18 protein-coding genes and 3 pseudogenes are annotated in these 23,830 nt (G+C 67.3%); 7 read left to right on the top strand and 14 right to left on the bottom strand.

Annotated features, from left to right (window positions below; all coding sequences use genetic code 11):
- Nucleotides 1-65: 65 nt before the first annotated feature.
- Nucleotides 66-1,613 (top strand): GMC family oxidoreductase N-terminal domain-containing protein, encoded by a 1,548-nt coding sequence (locus tag N415_RS00835; RefSeq protein ID WP_068175973.1) that lies wholly within the window; start codon nt 66-68, stop codon nt 1,611-1,613.
- Between the two features lie 34 nt (nt 1,614-1,647).
- On the opposite strand, the pseudogene nrdE reads toward N415_RS00835, so the two are convergent.
- The 6 genes and pseudogenes from nrdE to N415_RS00815 form a co-directional block, all read right to left on the bottom strand.
- A pseudogene (gene nrdE / locus N415_RS33355) lies at nt 1,648-3,264 on the bottom strand (class 1b ribonucleoside-diphosphate reductase subunit alpha); the annotation flags it as partial.
- Between the two features lie 25 nt (nt 3,265-3,289).
- A pseudogene (locus tag N415_RS33350) lies at nt 3,290-4,476 on the bottom strand (LAGLIDADG family homing endonuclease); the annotation flags it as partial.
- Between the two features lie 6 nt (nt 4,477-4,482).
- Nucleotides 4,483-5,040 (bottom strand): annotated as a pseudogene (locus N415_RS33345) (ribonucleotide reductase N-terminal alpha domain-containing protein); the annotation flags it as partial.
- Nucleotides 5,010-5,489, bottom strand: a complete 480-nt coding sequence (gene nrdI, locus N415_RS00825; RefSeq protein WP_068176189.1) for a class Ib ribonucleoside-diphosphate reductase assembly flavoprotein NrdI — start codon at nt 5,487-5,489, stop codon at nt 5,010-5,012. The pseudogene N415_RS33345 and the gene nrdI, both read right to left, overlap by 31 nt.
- Before the next feature lie 70 nt (nt 5,490-5,559).
- The gene (locus N415_RS00820) at nt 5,560-5,799 is read right to left on the bottom strand and encodes a redoxin NrdH (RefSeq protein WP_068100267.1); all 240 of its coding nucleotides are present in this window, start codon (nt 5,797-5,799) and stop codon (nt 5,560-5,562) included.
- Between the two features lie 539 nt (nt 5,800-6,338).
- Nucleotides 6,339-6,926 (bottom strand): NADPH-dependent FMN reductase, encoded by a 588-nt coding sequence (locus N415_RS00815; protein ID WP_068175970.1) that lies wholly within the window; start codon nt 6,924-6,926, stop codon nt 6,339-6,341.
- 59 nt (nt 6,927-6,985) lie between these two features.
- Between N415_RS00815 and N415_RS00810 the strand changes: the two genes are divergently transcribed.
- Together N415_RS00810 and N415_RS00805 are read left to right on the top strand one after the other, a co-directional pair.
- A complete protein-coding gene (locus N415_RS00810; protein ID WP_068175967.1) occupies nt 6,986-7,588 on the top strand; it encodes a TetR/AcrR family transcriptional regulator in 603 nt (200 codons plus the stop codon).
- A gap of 7 nt (nt 7,589-7,595) precedes the next feature.
- Nucleotides 7,596-8,624 carry a DNA polymerase IV gene (locus N415_RS00805; RefSeq protein ID WP_068176186.1) on the top strand — a complete coding sequence of 343 codons (1,029 nt, stop codon included), beginning with the start codon at nt 7,596-7,598 and terminating at the stop codon, nt 8,622-8,624.
- Here N415_RS00805 and N415_RS00800 read toward each other — a convergent pair.
- Complete coding sequence (locus tag N415_RS00800) at nt 8,586-9,500, bottom strand: SDR family oxidoreductase (RefSeq protein ID WP_068176183.1); 915 nt, start codon at nt 9,498-9,500, stop codon at nt 8,586-8,588. The genes N415_RS00805 and N415_RS00800 overlap by 39 nt on opposite strands.
- A gap of 18 nt (nt 9,501-9,518) precedes the next feature.
- Nucleotides 9,519-10,172, bottom strand: a complete 654-nt coding sequence (locus tag N415_RS00795) for a TetR/AcrR family transcriptional regulator (protein ID WP_068176182.1) — start codon at nt 10,170-10,172, stop codon at nt 9,519-9,521.
- 124 nt (nt 10,173-10,296) lie between these two features.
- Between N415_RS00795 and N415_RS00790 the strand changes: the two genes are divergently transcribed.
- Nucleotides 10,297-11,781, top strand: a complete 1,485-nt coding sequence (locus tag N415_RS00790) for a cytochrome P450 (RefSeq protein WP_068175962.1) — start codon at nt 10,297-10,299, stop codon at nt 11,779-11,781.
- A 24-nt stretch (nt 11,782-11,805) separates the two neighbouring features.
- Here N415_RS00790 and N415_RS00785 read toward each other — a convergent pair whose 3' ends face one another.
- From N415_RS00785 to N415_RS00770, 4 genes are all read right to left on the bottom strand, one after another.
- Nucleotides 11,806-12,279: a homocitrate synthase gene (locus N415_RS00785; RefSeq protein ID WP_068175959.1), complete on the bottom strand. Its 474-nt coding sequence runs from the start codon at nt 12,277-12,279 to the stop codon at nt 11,806-11,808.
- A gap of 221 nt (nt 12,280-12,500) precedes the next feature.
- The gene (locus N415_RS00780) at nt 12,501-13,481 is read right to left on the bottom strand and encodes a sensor histidine kinase (RefSeq protein ID WP_152531191.1); all 981 of its coding nucleotides are present in this window, start codon (nt 13,479-13,481) and stop codon (nt 12,501-12,503) included.
- Nucleotides 13,482-13,606: 125 nt separating this feature from the next.
- Nucleotides 13,607-15,055, bottom strand: coding sequence for an FCD domain-containing protein (locus tag N415_RS00775; protein ID WP_068175951.1), 1,449 nt, complete (start codon nt 15,053-15,055; stop codon nt 13,607-13,609).
- Between the two features lie 8 nt (nt 15,056-15,063).
- A complete protein-coding gene (locus N415_RS00770) occupies nt 15,064-16,257 on the bottom strand; it encodes a thiolase family protein (RefSeq protein ID WP_068176180.1) in 1,194 nt (397 codons plus the stop codon).
- A 57-nt stretch (nt 16,258-16,314) separates the two neighbouring features.
- On the opposite strand from N415_RS00770, the gene N415_RS00765 reads away from it, so the two are divergent.
- Complete coding sequence (locus tag N415_RS00765) at nt 16,315-16,653, top strand: OB-fold domain-containing protein (RefSeq protein ID WP_068175948.1); 339 nt, start codon at nt 16,315-16,317, stop codon at nt 16,651-16,653.
- Between the two features lie 76 nt (nt 16,654-16,729).
- Here N415_RS00765 and N415_RS00760 read toward each other — a convergent pair whose 3' ends face one another.
- Together N415_RS00760 and N415_RS00755 are read right to left on the bottom strand one after the other, a co-directional pair.
- A complete protein-coding gene (locus N415_RS00760; RefSeq protein WP_068175945.1) occupies nt 16,730-18,907 on the bottom strand; it encodes an acyl-CoA dehydrogenase in 2,178 nt (725 codons plus the stop codon).
- A gap of 109 nt (nt 18,908-19,016) precedes the next feature.
- Complete coding sequence (locus tag N415_RS00755; RefSeq protein WP_068175941.1) at nt 19,017-19,775, bottom strand: SDR family NAD(P)-dependent oxidoreductase; 759 nt, start codon at nt 19,773-19,775, stop codon at nt 19,017-19,019.
- Nucleotides 19,776-19,897: 122 nt separating this feature from the next.
- On the opposite strand from N415_RS00755, the gene N415_RS00750 reads away from it, so the two are divergent.
- Entirely contained in the window at nt 19,898-21,439 is a 1,542-nt protein-coding gene (locus N415_RS00750; protein WP_068176176.1) for an ATP-dependent DNA ligase, read from the top strand.
- 51 nt (nt 21,440-21,490) lie between these two features.
- Nucleotides 21,491-23,749 (top strand): carbon starvation CstA family protein, encoded by a 2,259-nt coding sequence (locus tag N415_RS00745; protein WP_068175939.1) that lies wholly within the window; start codon nt 21,491-21,493, stop codon nt 23,747-23,749.
- The last annotated feature ends 81 nt before the right edge of the window (nt 23,750-23,830 follow it).

Raw genomic sequence — 23,830 nt, 5'->3', positions numbered from 1 at the left:
CTGTCTTATGGTGCTCGGCGTTGGCGACGAATCATGGGTGACCCGAAAGCCGATATCCGATCGAAATGGGTTGGACCCCAACGCCTGAGAAGAGGCTCCACTTGCCAGGAACTGAGTCATATGACTTTATCGTCATCGGCGCGGGTACCGCCGGGTGCGTGTTGGCGCGCCGGCTGAGCGATGACAGCGACGTCCGGATCTTGCTTCTCGAGGCTGGAAGTGCCACCCTTCTGCCCTCCAGCGCGCAACCACCCCTGTGGCCGACATTGATCAAAAGTTCGGCCGACTGCGGCGGTCTCACCACGGTGCAGGCGGCAACCGGCCGGGCGGTGCATTTACCCCTCGGGCGCGGAATCGGCGGGTCCTCGGCAATCAACGGCATGATGTTCGTCCGCGGACACCGCGATAGTTATGCCGATTGGCCACCCGGCTGGCGGTTCGACGATCTCTTGCCGTACTTCAAAGCGAGCGAGAGCGCGCGCCACGGTGATCCTGCCTTGCGGGGCAAAAAAGGCCCGCTGCGGGTAGCTCCGGTGGGGTCGCCGAACGAGGTACTTGCTGCCGGGCTGCGCGCCGCGTTGCAGTGTGGGCATCCGCCTGCGCAGGATCTGAGCAGCGGATTTGAGTTTGGTTTTGCAGCGCCGGATGTGACGATTTCCAACGGGCGCCGGCAGAGCGCGGCGGATGCCTATCTGTGGCCCGTGTTTCCCCGCGAAAACCTGACCGTGGTCGCGGATGCCGTCGTTCATCGGCTACGAATCGCCGACGGGCGCTGTAGCGGAGTGGAGTACCGCGTCGCCGGGCAGCCTCCGACGGTGGCCGCGGCAGCCGAAGTCGTGCTGTGCGCCGGTGCAATTGGCTCACCGCGACTGCTGATGATTTCGGGTGTCGGACCGCAGAACCATCTCCGCGACCTCGGCATTGACGTTGCGCTTGACCTGCCTGGTGTCGGTTCGAACTTGCAAGACCACCCGTTCACCGGGGTCATATTTCAAGCGACTCAGCCGATTCCGACGCCGCGGCACAATCATGGCGAAATAATGGGCATAATCCGCTCCCCATTCGCCGTCGCGGCGCCTGACTTACAGATTCTGTTCGTGGACACTGGCGCCTTGGCCGGACTCGACATACCGAATATCTACGTGCTCGGCGTATCCGCGATGCAGCCGTTCAGCCGCGGCAGCGTGCGTTTGGCGGGACCAGCCCCCGACACGGCACCCGTCGTCAACCCGAACTACCTCGGGGATGCGCGCGACGTGGAGACTTTGCTGGAGGGTCTCTTGATCGCCCGAGAGATCGGGACCGGACCCGCGCTGGATGCCTGGCCGGGCGCGGAGCTGGCACCGGGACCCGGAGTCAGCAGCAGAAAAGCATTGCGCCAGTTCATCAAACAGACGGTAGGCCCCTACTTCCACCCGGCAGGGACATGCGCCCTGGGGCAAACTCAGCATTCAGTGGTTGATGACGAGCTTCGGGTCCACGGCATCACTGGACTCCGGGTGGCGGACGCGTCTGTCATGCCCTCGCTACCCGCGAGCAACACGCTGGCAACCGTCTACGCGATTGCCGAACGGGCCGCGGCTCTCATCAAGGGGCGCGGCGCCGGTACCTGACCCTGATACCGGGCGCATCAACGGCTTGCGCGTCCTACAGCATGCAGGACACGCAGCCCTCGACCTCGGTGCCTTCCAATGCCATCTGCCGCAGCCGGATGTAGTACAGCGTCTTGATTCCCTTGCGCCAGGCGTAGATCTGCGCCTTGTTCACGTCGCGGGTGGTGGCGGTGTCCTTGAAGAACAACGTCAGCGACAGCCCCTGGTCCACGTGCTGGGTGGCCGCGGCGTACGTGTCGATGATCTTCTCGTAACCGATCTCGTAGGCGTCCTGGTAGTACTCCAGGTTGTCGTTGGTCATGTAGGGCGCCGGGTAGTAGACCCGCCCGATCTTGCCCTCCTTGCGGATCTCGACCTTAGACACGATCGGGTGGATCGACGATGTGGAGTGGTTGATGTAAGAGATCGACCCGGTGGGCGGCACCGCCTGCAGGTTCTGGTTGTAGATGCCGTGCGCTTGAACCGATTCCTTCAGCCGCTTCCAGTCGTCCTGGGTGGGGATGCGGATGTCGGCGTCGGCGAACAGCTGGCGCACCTTGTCGGTCGCCGGCTCCCACACCTGCTCGGTGTACTTGTCGAAAAACTCGCCGCTTGCATACTTCGACTTCTCGAAACCCTTGAAGTGCGTGCCGCGTTCGATCGCGATGCGGTTCGAGGCCCGAAGCGCGTGGTAGAGCACCGTGTAGAAGTAGATGTTGGTGAAGTCGATGCCTTCCTCGGAACCGTAGAAGATGCCCTCGCGGGCCAGGTAGCCGTGCAGGTTCATCTGCCCGAGGCCGATCGCGTGGGAATCGTTGTTACCCTGCTCGATTGAGGGCACCGACGTGATGTGCGTCTGGTCGCTGACGGCGGTGAGCGCGCGGATCGCCACCTCGATCGTCTGGGCGAAGTCCGGTGAGTCCATCGTCTTGGCGATGTTCAGCGACCCCAGGTTGCACGAAATGTCCTTGCCCACCTTGGCATACGACAGGTCGTCGTTGAACAACGACGGCGTGGACACCTGCAGGATCTCCGAGCACAGGTTCGAATGCGTGATCTTGCCCTCGATGGGGTTGGCCCGGTTCACTGTGTCCTCGAACATGATGTACGGGTAGCCCGACTCGAACTGCAGCTCGGCCAGCGTCTGGAAGAACTCGCGCGCCTTGATCTTGGTCTTGCGGATGCGCGCGTCGTCCACCATCTCGTAGTACTTCTCGGTCACCGAGATGTCGGCGAACGGCACCCCGTACACGCGCTCGACGTCGTACGGCGAGAACAGGTACATGTCCTCATTCTTCTTGGCCAGCTCGAAGGTGATGTCGGGGATCACCACGCCGAGGCTCAGCGTCTTGATCCGGATCTTCTCGTCGGCGTTCTCCCGCTTGGTGTCCAGGAAGCGGTAGATGTCGGGGTGATGCGCCTGCAGGTACACCGCGCCGGCGCCCTGGCGCGCGCCCAGCTGGTTGGCGTAGGAGAACGAGTCCTCCAGCAGCTTCATGATCGGGATGACGCCCGACGACTGGTTCTCGATGTTCTTGATCGGCGCGCCGTGCTCGCGAATGTTGGAGAGCAGCAACGCAACTCCCCCGCCGCGCTTGGACAGCTGCAGGGCGGAGTTGATCGATCGCCCGATCGACTCCATGTTGTCCTCGATGCGCAAGAGGAAGCAGTTATGTACGACCGTGCCGCGAATCGTGTACGTATGCGTGTCCTCGACATGCAGGTTGTACACCTTTGAGGGAACATCGTCTGTGCGCCTCAATTCACGGATTCCGTACACGTGTCTTCCATATACGACCCGATAGGTCGTGCGCGACGTCCCCTTCTGGCCGACGTAGTTGTGGAGGTTCTTGCCGATGTCGAAGATGAAGTCTTCGTTGGCCCCGGGCAGACCGGGTACAAAGACCTGGCCCGTCGCATTGCCCGATTGGTTGACGTATTGACGGACCCTGGACATGATTCCGTTGCGGCGCAACAGTAGCTGCACCTGATCAACCAGCTCAGGATTCACCAGGTCGAGCACCATGCCACCGGCGGTGCTGCACCCGTCTCCGCGGAACAAACCGGCCAGCAATCCACGCTGAAACTCTTCACCGGCCGTTAAGACATCGTGGGACAACCGCTTTGAGTGGTATCCCGTGCCGACCAGGGAGAGAAACAGCGACGCAACGACCTTGCTGTTGCAAATCATGCGCACCGATTGGTCGGACACACTCTGGTGGACCGCCAGGTCCGCTGCAAAGACTCGCTTGAATGCCGCGGCCAACTCCTGCTGGTACAACAATTCGTGCGTGCCGATCGTGAAGTGGATACCGTTGGGAATCCGGCCCGTAGGCCCCGATCGCTTGGAGATGTGGCCTTCGGCGACGTACCAGCCGAGGAGAAGGCCGAGGTCGTACGACTCCTCAACATAGCGATTGACCGAAACGAAGCGCATGTGATGGCGCTGCTTGTTGCGGTGTTTCCGATCGGTGTTGACCTTGCGTATCAGGCCGTCGACCTCTTCATACTCGCCTGCGCCGGCGTGCTCCATCAGGTCGTAGACACGTCGCGACCGTTGCCCCAGCGGCGCTGCCGTCACGATGAAGTCGGTGGGACGAATGTCTTTGGCAGCCAACCATACGAATCCGCTGAAGGAGTCGGCTCCGTCACCATCGATAAGTGTCTGCACATCGCGCGTGGTCCACACCAGGATGGGATGCTCGGGAGTGCACAGAATTGGTTCCTTGTGCCCGAAGTGTGAAATCGAGATGAGTGCTTGGTCGTTGGGGTTCTCAATGACGGACTCGACGACGGAGAAGGATCCGTCGTGCGAAAGCACCCGGTCACCTGCGCGCAAAGTCTCGATTGCCTGCGGCCCCTCGGGTGTATCCACCGGTGTTCCAGCCGGAAAGCAGCTGACCGGCTCGCCGCGCTGCTTCTTGCCCGAGTTCAGGAACGTCGGCGTGGCCGGCTGGAACCGCCCCTCGATGATCTCGTCGACCAGCTTCTCGGCCAGCCCGGTGTCGCCGGACGCCAACGTCAGCGCGACCATGACGACGCGGTCCTCGAAGCGCTCCAGGTAACGCTTCCCGTCGAACGTCTTCAGCGTGTAGGAGGTGTAGTACTTGAACGCGCCCAGGAACGTCGGGAAGCGGAACTTCTTGGCGTAGGCGCGGTCCAGCAGCGACTTGACGAAGTTGCGCGAGTACTGGTCGAGAACCTCACGCTCGTAATAGTTTTCGCGGATCAGGTAGTCGAGCTTCTCGTCCTGATTGTGGAAGAACACGGTGTTCTGGTTGACGTGCTGCAGGAAGTACTGGCGCGCCGCGAGAACGTCCTTGTCGAACTGAATCTTGCCGTCCGCGTCGTACAGATTCAGCATCGCGTTCAGCGCGTGGTAGTCCGTTTCATCGGGCAACCCATGCGTGGCGGCGGTTACAGGCTCTGCAGTGACGGTTGGTGGCACGTCTGTTCCTTCCAGAAGTCGGCGAGACCGGCGCGGACGGCATCCACGTCGTCCGGGGTCCCCATCAGTTCGAAGCGGTAAAGGTAGGGAACGCCGCACTTGCGGGAGATGACGTTGCCCGCGTAGGCGAATTCGGTACCAAAGTTGTTGTTGCCCGCGGCGATGACGCCGCGGATCAGCGACCGGTTGTGCTCGTCGTTCAAAAAGGCGATGACCTGTTTAGGGACATACCCCCCGGCATTGATGTCCGGTGTGGCCCTGCCGCCGCCGTACGTGGGCACTATCAGCACATACGGCTCATCGACCTCGATGCGCCCGTGCAGCGGTATCCGCGTGGCGGGAACACCCAGCTTCTGCACGAAGCGGTGGGTGTTCTCCGACACGGAAGAGAAATAGACCAGTGACGATCGCAAGCTCGGCGCAGCCGAACGAAGCGGGTCGTCACTCATCCAACCGAGGTTGGGCCCAGTGATCTCCATGGCACCGCAACCTTCCTTACCTAATGTCTGCCGCTATTGCTCAGGCGCTGAGCGCCGACTCCGCGAGCGCCTTGATGCGGTCGGGGCGGAAACCCGACCAGTGGTCGTTCCCGGCAACCACGACGGGAGCCTGCAGGTAGCCCAACGCCATCACGTAGTCCCGCGACTCAGCGTCCAGCGTGATGTCCACCTTCTGGTAGGCGATGCCCTGCTTGTCCATGGCCTTGAAGGTGGCGCTGCACTGCACGCACGCGGGCTTGGTGTAGACGGTGATGCTCATGGATGCCGCTCCTTTGCGGAAGGGGAGAACCTGTAACGGACTGGCAACTACTCGGGTACTGCAACGAACTGCGTCTTCGCTGTGTTTCAGCGGCCCGCCAGGGCCCCAGATTCCCGTCTTGCGGCGCTCGAAGCCGAAGGCGCTGCTTCGACCTCTTCGAGCCGATTCGGGGAGGTCCCCAAGCCCGGCCAGCGTGGGGATCCTGGGATCTGCCGGTGCCTCGAAACACTACACCTAGTGGCCGACAAGTTGTCTAGATACAAGATGTTCTGAATAACAATTTTGAAATTCCCTGGTCGTAAGGCTCCGCACGACATCCGCTCGGCGTGTCGCAGATCACAGATCGGTCTCGGGAAGCCCACGCCATCCGGTATATCAGCGGCCACCGACAACGAGCGGGCGAAGGCGGCGCGAGCGCCGACCCCGCCCATCCCCGTCCGATCACCAGCAAAGCCGCCAGCGCGGGCTGGCGGCTTTGGCTATTCGGTTAGCGAAACGTCGCTGGTGGCCGGCGACCGGCTTGTGGGTTCTCGCTAAATTCAGCCGACTTCGGCCGCCAGCTTGCCGACGACGTCGCGCACGTTGGCCGAGAGCTCCGCGTGTTCGCCGGGCGCCTTGCCGGCCAGCGTCTTGAACGGCACCGAGAGCTTGAGATCCTCGATCACCCGGGCGCCCGCGATCCCGAACGACTTGCGGGTCGCGTCGTGCGCCCACACCCCGCCGTACTGGCCGAAGGACCCCCCGATGACTGCCAGCGGCTTGCCCTTCAGCGCGCCGTCGCCGAAGGGGCGCGACAGCCAGTCGATCGCGTTCTTGACGACCGCCGGGAAGCTGCCGTTGTACTCCGGGGTGACCACCAGCGCCGCATCGGCGTCGGCCGCCGCAGCGCGCAGCGCGGTCACCGCGGCCAGCGGCGGGGCGTCAGTGGTCATCGCGTGGTCGATCTCCTCGTTGTAGAAGGGCACCTCGGCCAGCCCCTCGAAGATCGTGACGTTGACGCCGTCGGGAGCGACCGCCCCCGCCAGCTCGGCGATCTGGCGGTTGATCGATGCCGCGCGCAAACTGCCCACGAACGCCACGATTTGGATCTCTGCCACCTTAGTTCCCTTCGGCCGTTGGTCTACCATCGTTGCACGCCCCAACCGGACTATGGTCCGGTTTATTCCGGCAGCGTTAAAGTGCGGATGTGAGCGGTGTCGAGCGGTCGCGCGAGTTGCCCGTGTCGGTTCCCCAGGAACGGGGCGACGCGGCGCGCAACCGCACGCTCCTGCTTCAGGCCGCACGCAGGCTGGTCGCCGAGCGCGGCGCGGACGCAGTCACCATGGACGACGTCGCCGCGGCCGCGGGCGTCGGCAAGGGCACGCTGTTCCGCCGCTTCGGCAACCGGGCGGGCCTGATGATGGTGCTGCTCGACGAGGACGAGCGCGCCAGCCAGCAGGCTTTTCTGTTCGGCCCCCCGCCGCTGGGGCCCGATGCCCCGCCGATGGATCGCCTGGTCGCCTTCGGCCGCGAGCGGATGTGCTTCGTGCACGCCCACCACGAGCTGCTGTCGGCGGCCAACCGCGATCCGCAGCTGCGCCACGCCGGGGCGGGCGCCGTGCAGCGCACGCACGTGCGGCTGCTGCTGGCCTCGGCGGGCACCACCGGCGACCTCGATATCCAGACCGACGCGCTGCTGGCCCTGCTCGACCCGGACTACGTGGAACACCAACTCAACGGCGCCGGACACACCATGGACACGCTGTGCGATGCGTGGGAAAGCCTGGCGCGCAAGCTCTGTGGGCGGTGAGGGCGCGATGAGCTGGGTCCTCCATGTCGACCTCGACCAGTTTCTGGCGTCGGTCGAGCTGCGACGCCACCCCGAACTGGCCGGACTGCCGGTCATCGTCGGTGGCAGCGGTGATCCGACCGAACCCCGCAAGGTGGTCACCTGCGCCTCGTATGAGGCCCGCGAATTCGGCGTGCACGCAGGCATGCCGTTGCGCACCGCCGCCCGCCGCTGCCCGGACGCCACGTTCCTGCCGTCGGACCCGGCCGCCTACGACGCGGCCTCCGACCAGGTGATGGGCCTGCTGCGCGACCTGGGGCATCCGGTCGAGGTGTGGGGCTGGGACGAGGCGTACGTCGGCGTCGAGGGCGGGGATCCGACCGAGGTGGCCGAACAGATCCGAACGGTGATCGCGTCGGAGACCGGACTGTCGTGCTCGGTCGGCATCAGCGACAACAAACAACGGGCCAAGGTCGCCACCGGCTTCGCGAAACCGGCCGGCATCTTCGCGCTCACCGACGCGAACTGGATGACGGTGATGGCGGACCGCCCGGTCGACGCGCTGTGGGGCGTCGGCCCCAAGACGGCGAAAAAGCTTGCGGCCCTTGATATCACCACGGTGCGTGACCTTGCGAACGCCGACGCGGAACTGCTGACGTCCACGTTCGGTCCGCGCACCGGCCTGTGGCTGCTGCTGCTGGCCAAGGGCGGCGGGGACGCGGAAGTCAGCGCCGAGCCGTGGATACCGCGCTCCCGCAGCCACGTCGTCACCTTTCCGCGCGACCTCACCGACAGGGCCGAAATGGATTCGGCCATAACGCGATTGGCGCGCCAGGCATTGGACGACGTGCTGGCGGGGGGACGGATCGTCACCCGGGTGGCCGTCACCGTGCGGACCGCGACGTTCTACACCCGCACCAAAATCCGCAAGCTGCCCGCTCCCACCACCGACGCGGACACCATCACGCAAGCCGCCCTGCGCCTCCTGGACCTGTTCGAACTGGACCGGCCTATTCGCCTACTCGGCGTGCGACTCGAGCTGGCCATGCCGGACTAGCGGCGCCGGGGCGGGACGCAGCGCGCGCGTGAAGATCACGTTGACCTGACGCATCGCCACGCTGTACGGCCACCAGGCCAGCCGTTTGAACGCGTACAGCGCACGGATGTCGCCCGACGTGTAGATCAGGTAGCGGTTCTTCGCGACGCCGGCCAGGATCTTCTCGGCCGCCCGTTCCGGCGACACCGCGTGACCGCTGAAGCGGTCCACCCAGCGGGCGACCCGCGGGTCCTCGCGGTCGACCCCGGCGATCTCGACCGTGTCCACCAGCGGGGTCTTCACCGCGCCCGGCACTACGACCGACACCCCGATGCGGTGGCGCGCCAGGTCGAAGCGCAACACCTCGGACAGGCCGCGCAACCCGAACTTGCTCGCGCTGTAGGCCGCGTGCCACGGCAGCGCCACCAGCCCCGCCGCCGACGACACGTTGGCCACGTGCCCGCCCCGGCCGGCCGCCAACATCGCGGGAACGAACGCCTCGATGACGTGGATCGGACCCATCAGGTTGATCGCGATCATCTTGCTCCACTGCTCGTGGCTCAGCCGGTCGACGGTGCCCCAGGCCGACACGCCGGCGATGTTCAGCACGACATCCATCGTCGAATGCTCGGCGTGGATGTCGGCGGCGAAGGCAGCCACCTGGTCATGGTCGGCGATGTCCAGTGCGCGGTGGGCGGGCACCGCAGCGCCGAGGGCGCGGGCGTCGGCCACGGTCAGTTCGAGGCCGTCGGCGTTGCGATCGGTCAGGTACAGCTCGGCGCCCTGCGCGGCCAACCGCAGGGCGGTCGCCCGCCCGATCCCGCTCGCCGCACCGGTGACCAGGCACCGCTTCCCCGCGAAATACCGCCCCGACGTCCTCGGAAGCCTTGGCCTCATGGCCGTGACCATACCGCGTTACTTCGGGCCGCCACCCCAGAGCGAATTCAGCCACAGCTGCTCGAGCACGCGCACGCGGCGCTCCAGGTCGTCTTGGTGACCCTGGCGTCCGGCGAGCAGCGGGTCGCCGCTCAGCGTCAGGGAGGTGGTGCCCGCCAGGATGCGCACCAACGCCGGGATGTCGTCGCTGATCGGGTTCGCGGTTCCCGCCTTCATCTCCGCCTCGACGATCGCGGTGATCTGGCCCAGCACCACCTCGAACTGCCGCTCCAGGAGCTCGCGAATCTGAACGTCGGTGTGGCGGGCCACCTCACAAGCCGCCATCACCGGGTCGTTGTGCGCGTAGACCGCGGCGGCGCTGCGGACCATCCGTTTGGCGAACTGCTCCGGCGACTCGCCCGGCTGGCGGGGGGCGAAGTACTGCGTGAGCTCTTCGAGTTCCTCGGCGGCGTCGGCCATGATCTGGGCGAGCACCGCGTACTTGGAGTCGAAGTAGAAGTAGAAGCCCGAGCGAGCCACCCCGGCGCGCAGGCTGATGGTGCTGACCGACAGTTCCGAGAAGGGCTGTTCCTCGAGCAGGTCGCGCACCGCCTGCATGATCGCCTGCCGATGCTTGTCGCCCCGGCGGCGAATGGCCGGTTCGCCCGGGTCCGAGTCGGCATGGCTGCTCACGCCATCGACCTTGCACCACGCCACACGAAAAGCAAACTTGACAGCCGTCAAGTTTTTCCCGAAGGTATGAATCAGTGACCGCTGTCACCCGCCCCGGGCCCGCAAAGGAGCGCGAAGGAGTTTCATGGCCGCCACTATCAGCACCCCCAACTACCTGCTCGATCAGGCGCGGCGGCGGCTGACCCCGTCGTTCAACAACTTCCCCGGCATGGGCCTGGTCGAACGCAGGCTGTTGAACACGCAGTTTCCGGAGCACAAGCTCGCCGACCCGCCGCCGGGCAGCGGGCTCAAGCCGGTACTCGGTGACGCGGGGCTGCCGGTCCTCGGGCACATCATCGAGATGCTGCGCGGCGGACCCGACTATCTGTTGTTCCTCTACCAGACCAAGGGCCCGGTCGTGTTCGGAGACTCGCCGGTCCTGCCAGGGGTCGCGGCGCTGGGCCCTGACGCGGCACAGGTCATCTACTCCAACCGCAACAAGGACTACTCCCAGCAGGGCTGGGTGCCGGTGATCGGGCCGTTCTTCCACCGCGGGCTGATGCTGCTCGACTTCGAAGAGCACATGTTCCACCGGCGCATCATGCAGGAGGCGTTCGTCCGGTCCCGGCTCGTTTCCTACGTCGAGCAGATGGACAAGGTCATCACCAAAACGGTCGCGAACGACTGGGTGGTCAACGACGCGCGCTTCCTTCTCTATCCGGCGATGAAGGAGCTGACTCTCGACATCGCCTCGATGGTGTTCATGGGCCACGAGCCGGGCACCGACCGCGAGCTGGTGACCAAGGTGAACAAGGCGTTCACGGTCACCACCCGCGCCGGGAACGCGATCATCCGCACGGGTGTCCCGCCGTTCACCTGGTGGCGCGGCCTGAAGGCGCGCGAACTGCTGGAGAACTACTTCCGCGAGCGCGTCAAGGAACAGCGCGGGAAGGACGGCAACGACCTGCTGTCGGTGTTGTGCCAGACCGAGGACGAGGACGGCAACAAGTTCTCCGACGAGGACATCGTCAACCACATGATTTTCCTCATGATGGCTGCGCATGACACGTCGACGTCGACTGCCACCACGATGGTCTACCAGCTGGCCGCCCACCCGGAGTGGCAGGAGCGCTGCCGCGACGAGTCGGACCGCCTGATCGGCGACGGGCCGCTCGACATCGACTCCCTCGAGAAGCTCGAGTCGCTGGACCTGGTGATGAACGAGTCGATCCGGCTGGTGACGCCGGTGCAGTGGGCGATGCGTCAGACCGTGCGCGACACGGACCTGCTGGGCTACTACATCCCCAAGGGCACCAACGTGATCGCCTATCCGGGGATGAATCACCGCCTGCCGGAACTCTGGACGGACCCGCTGAAATTCGACCCGGACCGGTTCACCGAGCCGCGCAGCGAGCACAAGCGGCACCGCTATGGGTGGACGCCGTTCGGCGGCGGCGCGCACAAGTGCATCGGAATGGTGTTCGGGCAGTTGGAGATCAAGTCGATCCTGCACCGCCTGCTGCGCCGTTACCGACTTGAGCTGCCCCGCCCGGGCTACCAGGCCGAGTGGGACTACGGCGGCATGCCGGTGCCCAAGGACGGCATGCCGATCGTGCTGCGCCCGCTCTGACGCGGCTCTCCCTGCTCGGCACCGTCAGGCGATCAGCCGGTTGGCGCACGCGATCACCGCGCGCAACGCCGACTGGGTCGGATCCTCCGAGAGGCCCATCGCCCACTCGGCGCGAATCCCGTTGCTGCCACGGATAAACGTGGCGGTGGCCGCGCCGCAACGGATCTGGTGAAACCGCAGCATCTCCACCGTGATCCCGCGCTCGTGCAGCATCGCGGTGAGGGCGGCGATCGGACCGCTGGCGGCGGCGGTCGACGTGCTGATGTGGTCGCCGACGGCGATCATCGCCCGAAAGTTGCGGGCCTGGGGGCCGAGCCGCCCGGCGGGCCGCTCGGTGTCGGTGCAGGCCCAGTGCCCCAGTCGCAGCGGGCCGGCCGCGCGACCGTAGGTGGCGACGAAGGCCTCCCACGACATCGCGTCGGCCTCCTCGCGCAGCCCGCGCGGCAGGGCGGCGTCGAAGTGCTCGCTTAAAGCGGGAAGGGATTTGGTAAGAGCCACGGTCTCGGTCTTCTCTGATCAGCAGGAGCGACCGACGGTAGTAGCTTCCGACCCACAGCGGGGGGTCGGTCTGGGATCAGACCCCGCTGCGGGTGCTGGCTACTACGGCACGCTGAAGAAGACGCACGAGCGCCGAGACTAGACGTCGCGGGCCGGCAATGCAAATCCGTTTCGCACGGCCCGGTAACTCACTGCCGGACAAGCGCTTTCGTGATGTTGCCCTATCCGTTCGGCCCGGGCGCCGCGTCGAACCGCAGGTAGGCCTGGATCGTCGTCCCGGCCGGGGTGGTGTGCGTGCGGACCAGGTCCGAAATGGCGTTGACCAGATACAGACCGCGACTGGCCGGGCCGCTCGGGCCGGGGTCCAGGCGGCCCACCAGCGGGTTGCCCAGCCGTCCGGTGTCGCGCGCCTCACAAACCAGGTGCTCGTCTTCGCGCCAGAACGCCAGCCGGCAGACTCCGTTGGTGTACATCAGGCTGTTGCTGGCCAGCTCCGTCGCGATCAGTTGCAGATCCTCGATGCCTTCCTGGGACATTCCCACCCAGCCGGCGTAGTCGACGGCGAACGAGCGGGCGGGCCGCAGGTCCGCCGACTTCCTGACCATGTACGTGACAGCGCCCGGCTTGGCGACGAGCGGTTGGTTGCAGCGATCCAAGACCTCGTCGGGCGCGTATTCGGCGCTGCGATGCAGCGCGCCACGGCTCCACAGCAGCGGGTGCGTCGCGCGGGCATCCGCCAGCACCGCGTCACCCAGCTCGCTCGCGTCGTAAAGACACAACAGGGTCGCCGGGTATCCGTCGAGGGCCGAGTTCACCAGCGCCTCGTGCTCGGAGCAGGCGACGATTTCCTCGTCGGTGCGTTCGGGCCAGGCGAGCTCGCTCACAATTCGCACCCGCTTGCCCTGGTGTTCGTCGATGAAGGAACCCTCCATGGCCATGAAGCGGCTCGGGTTGCGGCCGATCTCGGCAATGTCGACCATCCGCAGTTCCGTCGGGAATCCGCCGCCGGGACCGGCCAGCGCGTCCCGCAGGCCGCCCAGCTTGGCGCCGGGCACCGCCACCAAAACGTCCTCGCCCCGCGCCAACCCGTCGGCGACGAAGCGAACCGCAAAGTCCAGATACTCCGCCTGCGAACGGTAAAGAAGCCCGGAATGAACGAAACCCGAGTGGTCGGTGTACGTCCCCCCGAAGCCTCCCGTCACCGGTGCGCGCTCGCTTTCGATCACAAGTGCCAACCCCCTGCTGGACCGGCCATTCGTTACTTCCCTTGCCAGTACCCAAGACGGGCTTTCGCTATGCCGCCGAACGCGTCACATCCGAAAAACGGCTAGAGCCACCACGAGGCCGCCGCGTCCAGGTGGCGACGGATGCGGTAGCGGGCGAGGCTGTCGTCGCCGGCTTCGATCGCCTGCAGGATCCGCAGATGCGCGTGCTCGACGGCGACGACGTCGGCCCAGTTCGGCTCCGTCTGCGCGGTGCTCGACCAGTGCCGGCGAAACAGCTCGATGATGATGCGAAGGAACAAATCCAGCAGTGCGTTGCCGGCCAGCTGGGCCAATCCGAGGTGGAAGCGGGCCTCCTCGGCGACGGCCTTGCGTACGTCGCCCGGGTGGCTGTCCGGACGGGTCGCCAGAAACGCCGCCACCTCGGACTCGCTGCGCCGCTTGACGATTCTGGCGACGTTGTCGATCTCGATGGCGTCGCGAACGCAGCGCAGGTCTTCCCGCGTCGGCCTGCGGTACTGCAGGTACAGCGCGATGGTGTCGATGCTGGCCTCGGCGTGCGGTGTGGTGACGATCAGGCCGCCGCCCGGCCCGCGCCGCATCCGCGCGACCGAGTGATATTCGAGCAGCCGCACCGCCTCCCGGAACACCGCGCGGCTGACCCGGTAGCGCTCCAGCAGGGCCGTCTCCGTCCCGAACACCGAGCCGACCTGCCAGCCGTCGGCGGCGATGTCGTCGCCGATGGTGACGGCCAGCATCTCGCCGAGCTTGCCGGTAGGCGCGTCACCTTCGAGGGACAGGCCCGCCCGCAGCCGGCGCGCCCCGCGCGGCGGGCTGCCCTCGCCGGGGTAATGCCGCTGCAGCCAGGAGGTCACCGCTTCGACGTGCCGTTCGGAAAGCGTCTTGGCCCGGGCCGCGTCGCCGGAGGTGACGGCGGCGACGAGTCGCGAGTGGTCGCGGTGCATGTGCTCGACCGCCTCGATCGCCTCGGTCGACGAGTCGGCCCGCGACTGCAGGGCATAGCGCGTGGTGAGCCGCATCAAGATGTCGATGAACAATTGCAGGACCGGGCTTTTCGATTGCTCCGCCAACGCGATGTGGAACTCGTCGCGCGGCGCCGGCAGGCCCGGCCGCCACTGCTCCTCCGCCCGCAACACCGCCCGCAACCGGTCGATGCCGGCCTCGTCGATGCGTTCCGCCGCAAGCGAAGCCGCCAGCGGCTCGAGGACCAGGCGCGCGTTGAGCAGGTCGACCAGCGTCGTGCCCAGATACTCGAGGTAGATCACCACGGCACGGGTCGCCGGGCCGGCGTCCGGCCGGCAGATCAGCAGCCCGCCGCCCGGTCCGCGGCGCATCCGGGCGACCTGGTGGTGTTCGACCAGGCGGACGGCCTCCCGCAGCACCGATCGACTCACGCCGTACCGCTGTTGCAGGGCGTGTTCGGAGCCCAGCGATTCGCCGACGGTCCAGCCGCGGCGGACTATGTCCGCCTCGATGCGGCGGGCAATCTGCGCGGCGAGTTTGTCCGCGGGACCGGAACTGCGCTGTGCCACAAGCTATCTCAGCAGGTGAGCAACATGCATCCGGCGACCGGGCCACCGCCCACGGAAACCACGCCGACCTCGGGGCGTTTCGACACCTGGCGCTCCCCCGCGTCGCCGCGCAGCTGCAGGCACCCTTCGTGCAAGGCCCAGTAGCCGTGCATGCGCCCCGCCGACAGCTGGCCGCCGTAGGTGTTCAGCGGCAGTTGGCCGTCGCGGGCGATCCGCGCGCCGCCCTCGACGAACGGCCCGGCTTCGCCGTCGCCGCACACCCCCAGCGCCTCGAGCCACGCGAGGGTGAGAAACGTGAAACCGTCGTACAACTCGGCCAGCTCCAGGTCGGCGGGCGTCAACTGGGTGCGCGACCACATCTGCGCGGTCGCGTCCGACATCGCCATCTTCGGGTAGTCGTCGCGGTGGAACCAGCCGCCCGCACCGTCGGACCCGCCGATCGCCTCCACCGCCACCGCGCGGTGCGGACAGTCGCGGGCGTACTCGGCGTGTGACACCACCACCGCGATCGAACCGTCGATGGGAACGTCGCAGTCCAGCAGGCCGAACGGCGTCGAGACCGGCCGCGCCGCAAGGTAGTCGGCCATGGTCATCGGTTCGCGGTAGACCGCAAGGGGATTCAGCGCGGCGTTGCGTCTGCCGTTGAGCGCCAGCCAGCCCAGCTGTTCCTTGGTGGTTCCGTACAGCTCCATGTGGCGGCGGCAGTTCAGCGCCAGCCAGTTCGCGGCGGAATAGGCGTGGGCCGCAACCAGGTCGTTGACGTCGTCCATCGCGCCGACCGCCGGCTTCGGCGCGCCTTCGGGCGCCTCGAACATTCGCGCCAGTGCCGGCGCGGGCGCGTTTTCCTCCTGCTTGACCGGGACCGTCCCGCCGAGCATTTGTATCGTCCGGTAGATCACCACGTGGTGCGCGCGCCGTTCGGCGACCGCGCGGCACGCCGACATCACCGGGCTCAGCAGGCCCCCGGTGCCGAAGCCGGCCCCGCAGTCGGCCGCCTCGATGCGCAGTTCGGCGTTGACGTCCGCGGCGGGAGTGTCGCCGAGGGTGGCGATCCCGTCGATGTCGGCCGGCGACAGGCCGGCGTCGGCGATGGCCCCGCGCACCGCCTCCATGGTCAGTTCCAGGCCCGGGACCCCGGTGCGACGGCCGATTCGCGAGATGCCGAGGCCGGAGATGATCGCGTCTTTTTCGAAGTAGGTCATGTGCACCATCCGTCCAAGCAACCCGCCGCCCACACCGAACCAATAGAGTGTACTGTATTGGCCGTGTCAGGCGAGTTGCTCATCGAACACTGCGACGCTTGCGCGCGCTGGGTGCACCCGGCGGCCGGCGAATGCCGGGACTGCGGCGGCCCGCTGGTGGCGAGGCCGGTGTCGGGACGGGGCACCGTGTTCACGTACACCGTGAACCACCACCCGTACAACCCCGAGATCCCGACACCCTACGTGATCGCAATCGTCGAACTCGCCGAGCAGACCGGGCTGCGGGTGGCCGCCAACATCGTTGGCTGCGAACCGGATTCGGTGACGTGCGGCCTGCCCGTCGCCATCCAGCCCCAGAAGGGCAGCGGCGGCGCCCCGTTGTTCGCGCCGGCCTGACTCTCCGCGAGCAGACGCAGAATCGCACGAAATTCGTGGCGTTGACGCGATTCTGCGTCTGCTCGCCGAACGAAACCTAGTTGATCAGCGGGTCGCGGGGCATGCCCAGGATCCGCTCGGCGATCTGGTTGCGGGTCACCTCGGAGGTGCCGCCGGCGATCGTCATGCCGCGTGAGCCCATGATCATCCGGCCGACCACGGCACCGGGCCCGTCGAGCACCGCGACCTCCGGCCCCAGCAGCGCCGCCGAGATCGCCCCGCCCTCGACCATGTGCTCGGCCAGCTTCAGCTTGGTGACGTTGCCCTCCGGACCGGGGCCCGCCCCCTCGACACTGCGGGCGGCGCGACGCAGGTTCAGCAGCCGCAGCGCGTGGTCCTCGGCGAGGTAGTACCCGACCCGAACTTCGGCGCCCGCCAACCGATCCGAGTGCCGCTGCGCCAGTTCGACGAGTTTGGCCGCCAGGCCCTCGTAGAACGAGCCGCTGCCGCCGATGCTGACCCGCTCGTTGCCCAGCGTCGCGCGCGCGACGGTCCACCCGGAGTTGGGCGCCCCGACGACGTCCTCGTCGGGCACGAACACGTCGTTGAAGAAGACCTCGTTGAATTCCGAGCCGCCGGTGATCTGGCGCAGGGGCCGCACCTCGACCTCGGGGGCGTTCATGTCGATGATCACGGTGGTGATGCCGGCGTGCTTGGGGGCGTCCGGGTCGGTGCGCACGGTGGCCAGGCCCCGCGCACAATACTGCGCCCCGCTCGTCCAGACCTTCTGGCCGTTGATCTTCCAGCCGCCCTCGACCCGGGTGGCGCGGGTCTTGACCGATGCCGCGTCCGACCCGGCCTCGGGTTCGGAGAACAGCTGGCACCAAATCTCGTCCTGGCGCAGCGCCTTCTCCACGAATCTTTCTATCTGCCAAGGGGTTCCGTGCTGGATCAGGGTCAGGATCACCCATCCGGTGATCGAGTAGTCGGGGCGCTTGATGCCCGCGGCGCGGAACTCCTCCTCGATCACGAGCTGCTCCACCGCATCGGCCGCGCGGCCCCAGGGCTTGGGCCAGTGCGGCATCACGTAGCCCGTCTCGATCAGCTTGTCGAGTTGCGCCTTCTTGTCCAGGGCGGCGATCTCGGCGGCGTCGGCGTGAATCCGGGTGCGCAGCTCCTCGGCCTCGGGCGGCAGATCCAGGCTGTTGTCCCGGACGGCTCCGGCGGCGGTGCGCTCGAAGACATCCAGCGCCGGCGCGTCCCCGCCGAACAGGGCCGCGGTCACCAGCGCGCGGCGCAAGTGCAGGTGCGCGTCGTGCTCCCAGGTGAAGCCGATGCCGCCGTGCACCTGGATGTTGAGTTCGGCGTTGCGCGTGTACGCCGGGAACGCCAGCGCCGCTGCCGCGGCGGCGACCAGGCGGAATTGCGCCTCGTCCTCCGATGAGTCCTCCCCCGCGGCGCGCGAGGCGTCCCAGACCGCGGCGGTCGCCGACTCGGCGGCCACCAGCATGTTCGCGCAGTGATGCTTGACCGCCTGGAAGGTCGCGATGGTCCGGCCGAATTGCTGGCGCACCTTGGCATACGCGACGGCGGCCTCGACGCAGTCCGCCGACCCGCCGACGGCCTCGGCGGCCAGCAATGTGCGCGCTCGGGCCAGCGCCGACAGCCGCGCGCCCGGCAGGATGTCGTCGGCGGTGACGCGCACGCCCTGCAGGCGCACGCGACCGGAGCGCCGGGTCGGATCGAGGTTGTCGGGCACGTCCACCGTCACCCCGTCGCGGGCCCGGTCCAGCAGCAGCACGTCGTCGCCGACGGCGACCACCAGCAGCTCGGCGAGCCCGGCGCCCAGCACGATCCCGGCGTCGCCGTCCGCCACGCCGTCGGTCACCCGCACCTTGCTGTCCAGGCCGACGCCCGCGGTGACGGTTCCGTCGATCAGGCCGGGCAGCAGCCGCGACTTCTGCTCTGCGGTGCCCTCTTTGGCGATCACCGCCGAGGCGATCACGGTCGGCACGAACGGTCCCGGCGCCACCGCGCGGCCCAGTTCCTCGACGACCACGACGAGTTCGGGCAACCCGTAGCCGGAGCCGCCGTGCTCCTCGTCGACGTGCAGGCCGAGCCAGCCGAGCTCCACCAGGTTCTGCCAGAACGGGGGGCGGGACTCTTCGGCCGCGTCGAGCAGCGACCGCGCCGCCCAGCGCGCCTTCTGTGAGGTCAGGAACGCGCGGGCCACCTCGGCGAGTTCGCGATGGTCGTCGGTCAGTGCGATACCCATGAGGGGCCTCCTCGCTACCGGGCTGACTGCCTGCCCCGCTCCGAGGGGGAGCGGGGCGGCTGCCTAAAGAGTGTACTTATTCCCGCGGAGGCCCCGCGCCGGGGGTGGGTTACTTCGGCGCGAAGCGCTGTCCGGCGTCCAGCCGCAGGCACTGGCCGTTGAGCATCGGATTGTCCACGATGGCCGCCGCGAGTTTGGCGTACTCGATGGGCCGGCCGAGGCGCTTGGGGAAGGCCGCGTCCTTGGTGAGTGCGGCCGCGAACTCGTCCGGTATGCCCTGGGTCAACCCCGTGGCGAACAGGCTGGGCGCGATCGCCAGCACCCGGATGCCCAGCGAACCAAGGTCACGCGCCATGGTCAGGCACATGCCCGCGACACCGGCCTTGGCGGCCGTGTAGGCGACCTGCCCGATCTGGCCCTCGAAGGCCGCGATCGAGGCCGTGTTGATGATGACGCCGCGCTCCTCGTCCTCGGGCTCGTTCTTGGCCATGTGGGCGGCCGCCAGCCGGCTGATGTTGAAGGTGGCGATCAGGTTGAGATCGATCACCGACTGGAAGGACTCCAGGTCGTGCGGGCCGGACTTGGTCATGGTCCGCTTGGCGATGCCGCCGCCGGCGGTGGTGATGACGACGTGCAGGCCGCCCAGCTTGTCGACCGCGGTCTGCAGCGTCTCCTCGGTTCCCGCGAAGTCGGTGACGTCGACGGGGTAGAACGCACCGCTGACGGCCTCGGCGACGGTCTTGCCGTCGGAACCCTCGCGGTCGAGTATGGCGACGTCCGCGCCCCGTTCGTGCAGCAACTCGGCGCTGGCACGGCCCATGCCCGACGCGCCGCCGATGACGACGACCTTCTTCCCGTTGATCTCCATCCGGACCTCCTCGTTAGGCTTGTCAGAATCCATGAAATTTGTAACGTTTCCTAGGCACGCTAGCGTGTCGACCCGGCGACGTTGACCCCGCCTTGTTCAAGAGCCATGCCAAGCTCGATTGCGTGCTCCTTTTCGACGTCGCAAGCACCTCGCTTAATGTCGGCGGGACGTCGTCGCGGCTGGCCAAGGTCGCCCACATCGCCGAGCTGCTGCGCCGCGCCGGCGCCGACCCGCAGGCGGCGGCGATCATCGTCTCGTGGCTGTCGGGTGAGCTGCGGCAGCGCCAGATCGGGGTCGGCTGGGCGTCGCTGCGGTCCCGGCCGCCGCCGGCGTCAGACCCGACCCTGACCGTCACCGGAGTCGACGCCACCTTCACCGAGATCGGGGCGGTGTCGGGCAAGGGATCGCAGGCGCGGCGGGCCGAACTCCTCGATGCGCTGTTCGCCGCCGCGACCGAAACCGAGCAGGCCTTCCTGCTGCGCCTGCTCGGCGGCGAGCTGCGCCAGGGGGCGCTGGCCGGGATCATGGCCGATGCCGTGGCCAAGGCCGCCGGGCTCCCCACCGCGTCGGTCCAACGCGCCGCAATGCTGGGCGGGGACTTGCCGGCGGTGGCTGTGGCTTGTTTAAAGGCCGCCCTGTCCGGCTCGACCGCGGCCCTGGACGCGTTCACCCTGCGGGTGGGCCGGCCGGTCAGCCCGATGTTGGCCCAGACCGCGCCGGGCGTAGCCGATGCGCTCGAACGACACGGCGGCACAAGCATTTTCGAGGCGAAGCTGGACGGCGCGCGAGTGCAGATCCACCGCTCCGGCGACCAGGTCACGGTCTACACCCGCAGCCTCGACGACGTCACCGCCCGGCTGCCGGAGGTGGTCGAGGCGACGCTGGCGCTGCCGGCCACCGACCTGATCGCCGACGGCGAGGCGATTGCGCTGCGGGCCGACAACCGGCCACATCGCTTCCAGGTCACCGCCTCGCGCTTCGGCCGATCCGTCGACATCGAGGCGGCCCTTGCCGCCCAACGGCTTTCGGTGTTCTTCTTCGACATCCTGCACCGCGACGGCGTGGACCTGCTGGACGCGCCGACCGCCGACCGGTTGGCCGCCCTGGACGCCCTGGTGCCGTCCGCGCAGCGGGTGGACCGGCTGCTGACGTCGGACCCGTCGCGGGCCGCCGCCTTTCTGGACGCGACCCTGGCCGCCGGCCACGAGGGCGTGATGGCCAAGGCGCCCGACGCGCCGTACCTGGCGGGGCGCCGCGGCGCGGGCTGGCTGAAGGTGAAGCCGGTGCACACCCTGGATCTGGTGGTGCTCGCCGTCGAGTGGGGATCGGGGCGCCGCCGCGGCAAGCTCTCCAACATCCACCTGGGCGCCCGCGACCCGGCCACCGGCGAATTCGTGATGGTGGGAAAGACTTTCAAGGGCATGACCGATGCGATGCTCGACTGGCAGACCACCCGGTTCGGCGAACTCGCCGTAAGCGGTACCGACTCCTACGTCGTGCAGCTGCGGCCGGAGCAGGTGGTCGAGGTGGCCCTGGACGGCGTGCAGAAGTCGTCGCGCTATCCCGGCGGCCTGGCGTTGCGGTTCGCACGGGTGGTGCGCTACCGCGACGACAAGGGCCCCGCCGACGCCGACACCATCGACGCGGTGCGGGCGCTGTATTAAAACGCCCTTGCAAACAGGAATTGTCAACCTTGCGCGCGTAGGGTTTTCGCCGTGGCAATCAAAGAGCACGACAAAGGCGTCAGCTTCATCCACACTCTCCAAGAGCTACCGCCGGTCGCGATCATCGACCGGTCCCCCATCACCGCCCGGCACAAGGCCGTCTTCGCCGTGATCGCCGTGATCGGCGCCATCGCCTGGGCGATCATCGCCACCGCGCGCGGCGAGACGGTGAACGCGATCTGGTTCGTGGTCGCGGCGATCTGCACCTACATCATCGGGTACCGGTTCTATGCCCGGTTGGTCGAAATGAAGATCGTGCGTCCGCGCGACGACCACGCCACCCCGGCCGAGGTGCTCGACGACGGCACCGACTACGTGCCCACCGACCGGCGCGTGCTGTTCGGGCATCATTTCGCCGCGATCGCGGGAGCCGGGCCGCTCGTCGGCCCGGTGCTGGCCACCCAGATGGGCTACCTGCCCGGGACCATCTGGATCATCGCCGGCGCGGTGTTCGGCGGCTGCGTGCAGGACTACCTGGTGCTCTGGATATCCACCCGGCGCCGCGGCCGTTCCCTGGGCCAGATGGCCCGCGACGAGCTGGGCGCGGTGGGCGGGGCCGCCGCCCTCCTCGGGGTGCTCGTCATCATGGTGATCCTGATCGCGGTGCTGGCAATGATCGTGGTGCAGGCACTGGCCAAGAGCCCGTGGGGCGTGTTCTCCATCGCCATGACCATCCCCATCGCCCTGTTCATGGGCTGCTACCTGCGGTTCCTGCGGCCAGGGCGGGTGTCGGAAGTGTCCGTGATCGGCTTCGCGCTACTGCTGCTCGCCGTGGCGTCCGGCAACTGGGTCGCCGAAACATCCTGGGGCGCATCCTGGTTCACCCTTTCCCCCGTCGCCCTGTGCTGGTGCCTGATCATCTATGGCCTCGGCGCGTCGGTGCTGCCGGTGTGGTTGCTGCTGGCGCCGCGCGACTACCTATCGACGTTCATGAAGGTCGGCGCCGTCGGGCTCATCGCGCTCGGCATCTGCATCGCACAGCCGATGATGCAGGCGCCCGCAGTCTCACAGTTCGCCACCCGGGGCAACGGCCCGGTGTTCGCCGGATCGCTGTTCCCCTTCCTGTTCATCACGATCGCGTGCGGCGCCCTATCAGGATTTCACTCGCTGATCTCGTCCGGGACGACGCCGAAGATGCTGGAGAAGGAAAGCCAGATGCGGCTGATCGGCTACGGCGGCATGCTCACCGAGTCGTTCGTCGCGGTCATGGCGCTGATCACCGCATCGATCATCAACCAGCACCTGTACTTCACCCTCAACGCGCCCGCCGCGCAGACGGGCGGCACCGCGTCAACCGCCGCGCAATACGTCAACAAGCTCGGCCTGTCCGGCGCCCCGGCCACGGCGGACCAGATCAACCAGGCCGCCGCCAGTGTCGGCGAGAAGTCCATCGTCTCGCGCACCGGCGGGGCGCCGACGCTGGCGTTCGGCATGTCCGAGGTGCTGCAGCGGGTGTTCGGCGGGGCCGGGCTCAAGGCGTTCTGGTATCACTTCGCGATCATGTTCGAGGCGCTGTTCATCCTGACCACTGTCGACGCAGGGACCCGGGTCAACCGCTTCATGCTCTCCGACACGCTCGGCAACTTCGGCGGCCCGCTGGCCAAGCTGCGCAACCCGAGCTGGCGGCCCGGCGTGTGGATCTGCAGCCTCGCCGTCGTCGCCGCCTGGGGTAGCACCCTGCTGATGGGGGTGACCGATCCGCTGGGTGGCATCAACACCCTCTTCCCGCTGTTCGGCATCGCCAACCAGCTGCTCGCGGCGATCGCGCTGACTGTCATCACCGTCGTGGTCATCAAGAAGGGCCTGCTGAAATGGGCGTGGATCCCGGGGATTCCGCTGCTGTGGGACCTGGCCGTCACGCTGACCGCGTCGTGGCAGAAGATCTTCTCCGGCGATCCCGCCGTCGGCTACTGGACCCAGCACTCCCAGTACCTGGCGGCCAAACACGCCGGCAAGACCGCGTTCGGTGCCGCGAAGAACGCCCGCCAACTCGACGAGGTCATCAGGAACACCGCCATTCAGGGCACCCTGTCGATCCTCTTCGCGTTGGTCGTCGTCATCGTGTTCGTCGCGGGCATCGCCGTCGCGCTCAGGGCGCTCGGCGGTGGCGGACGGCCGTTGACCGAGGACGACCCGGTGCCGTCGAAACGGTTCGCACCCGCCGGGCTGATCCCCACCCCCGCCGAGCGGGAGGTGCAACGGCAGTGGGGCGCGAAGTCCGCAGCTGGCGCCGTCGAGGCAAAGGGGTAGTCGACTACTCACGACGAATGCCGCTCGTCGCTCTTACGGTGATTTCACCAACGCCGGGTTCATCCGGTCACGGGACCACCG

It is taken from the genome of Mycobacterium sp. UM_CSW (genome assembly GCF_000455205.1).
GTDB lineage: Bacteria > Actinomycetota > Actinomycetes > Mycobacteriales > Mycobacteriaceae > Mycobacterium.
The sequence above is the reverse complement of the archived record's forward strand: the minus strand, read 5'-3'. Positions and strand labels throughout refer to the sequence as shown.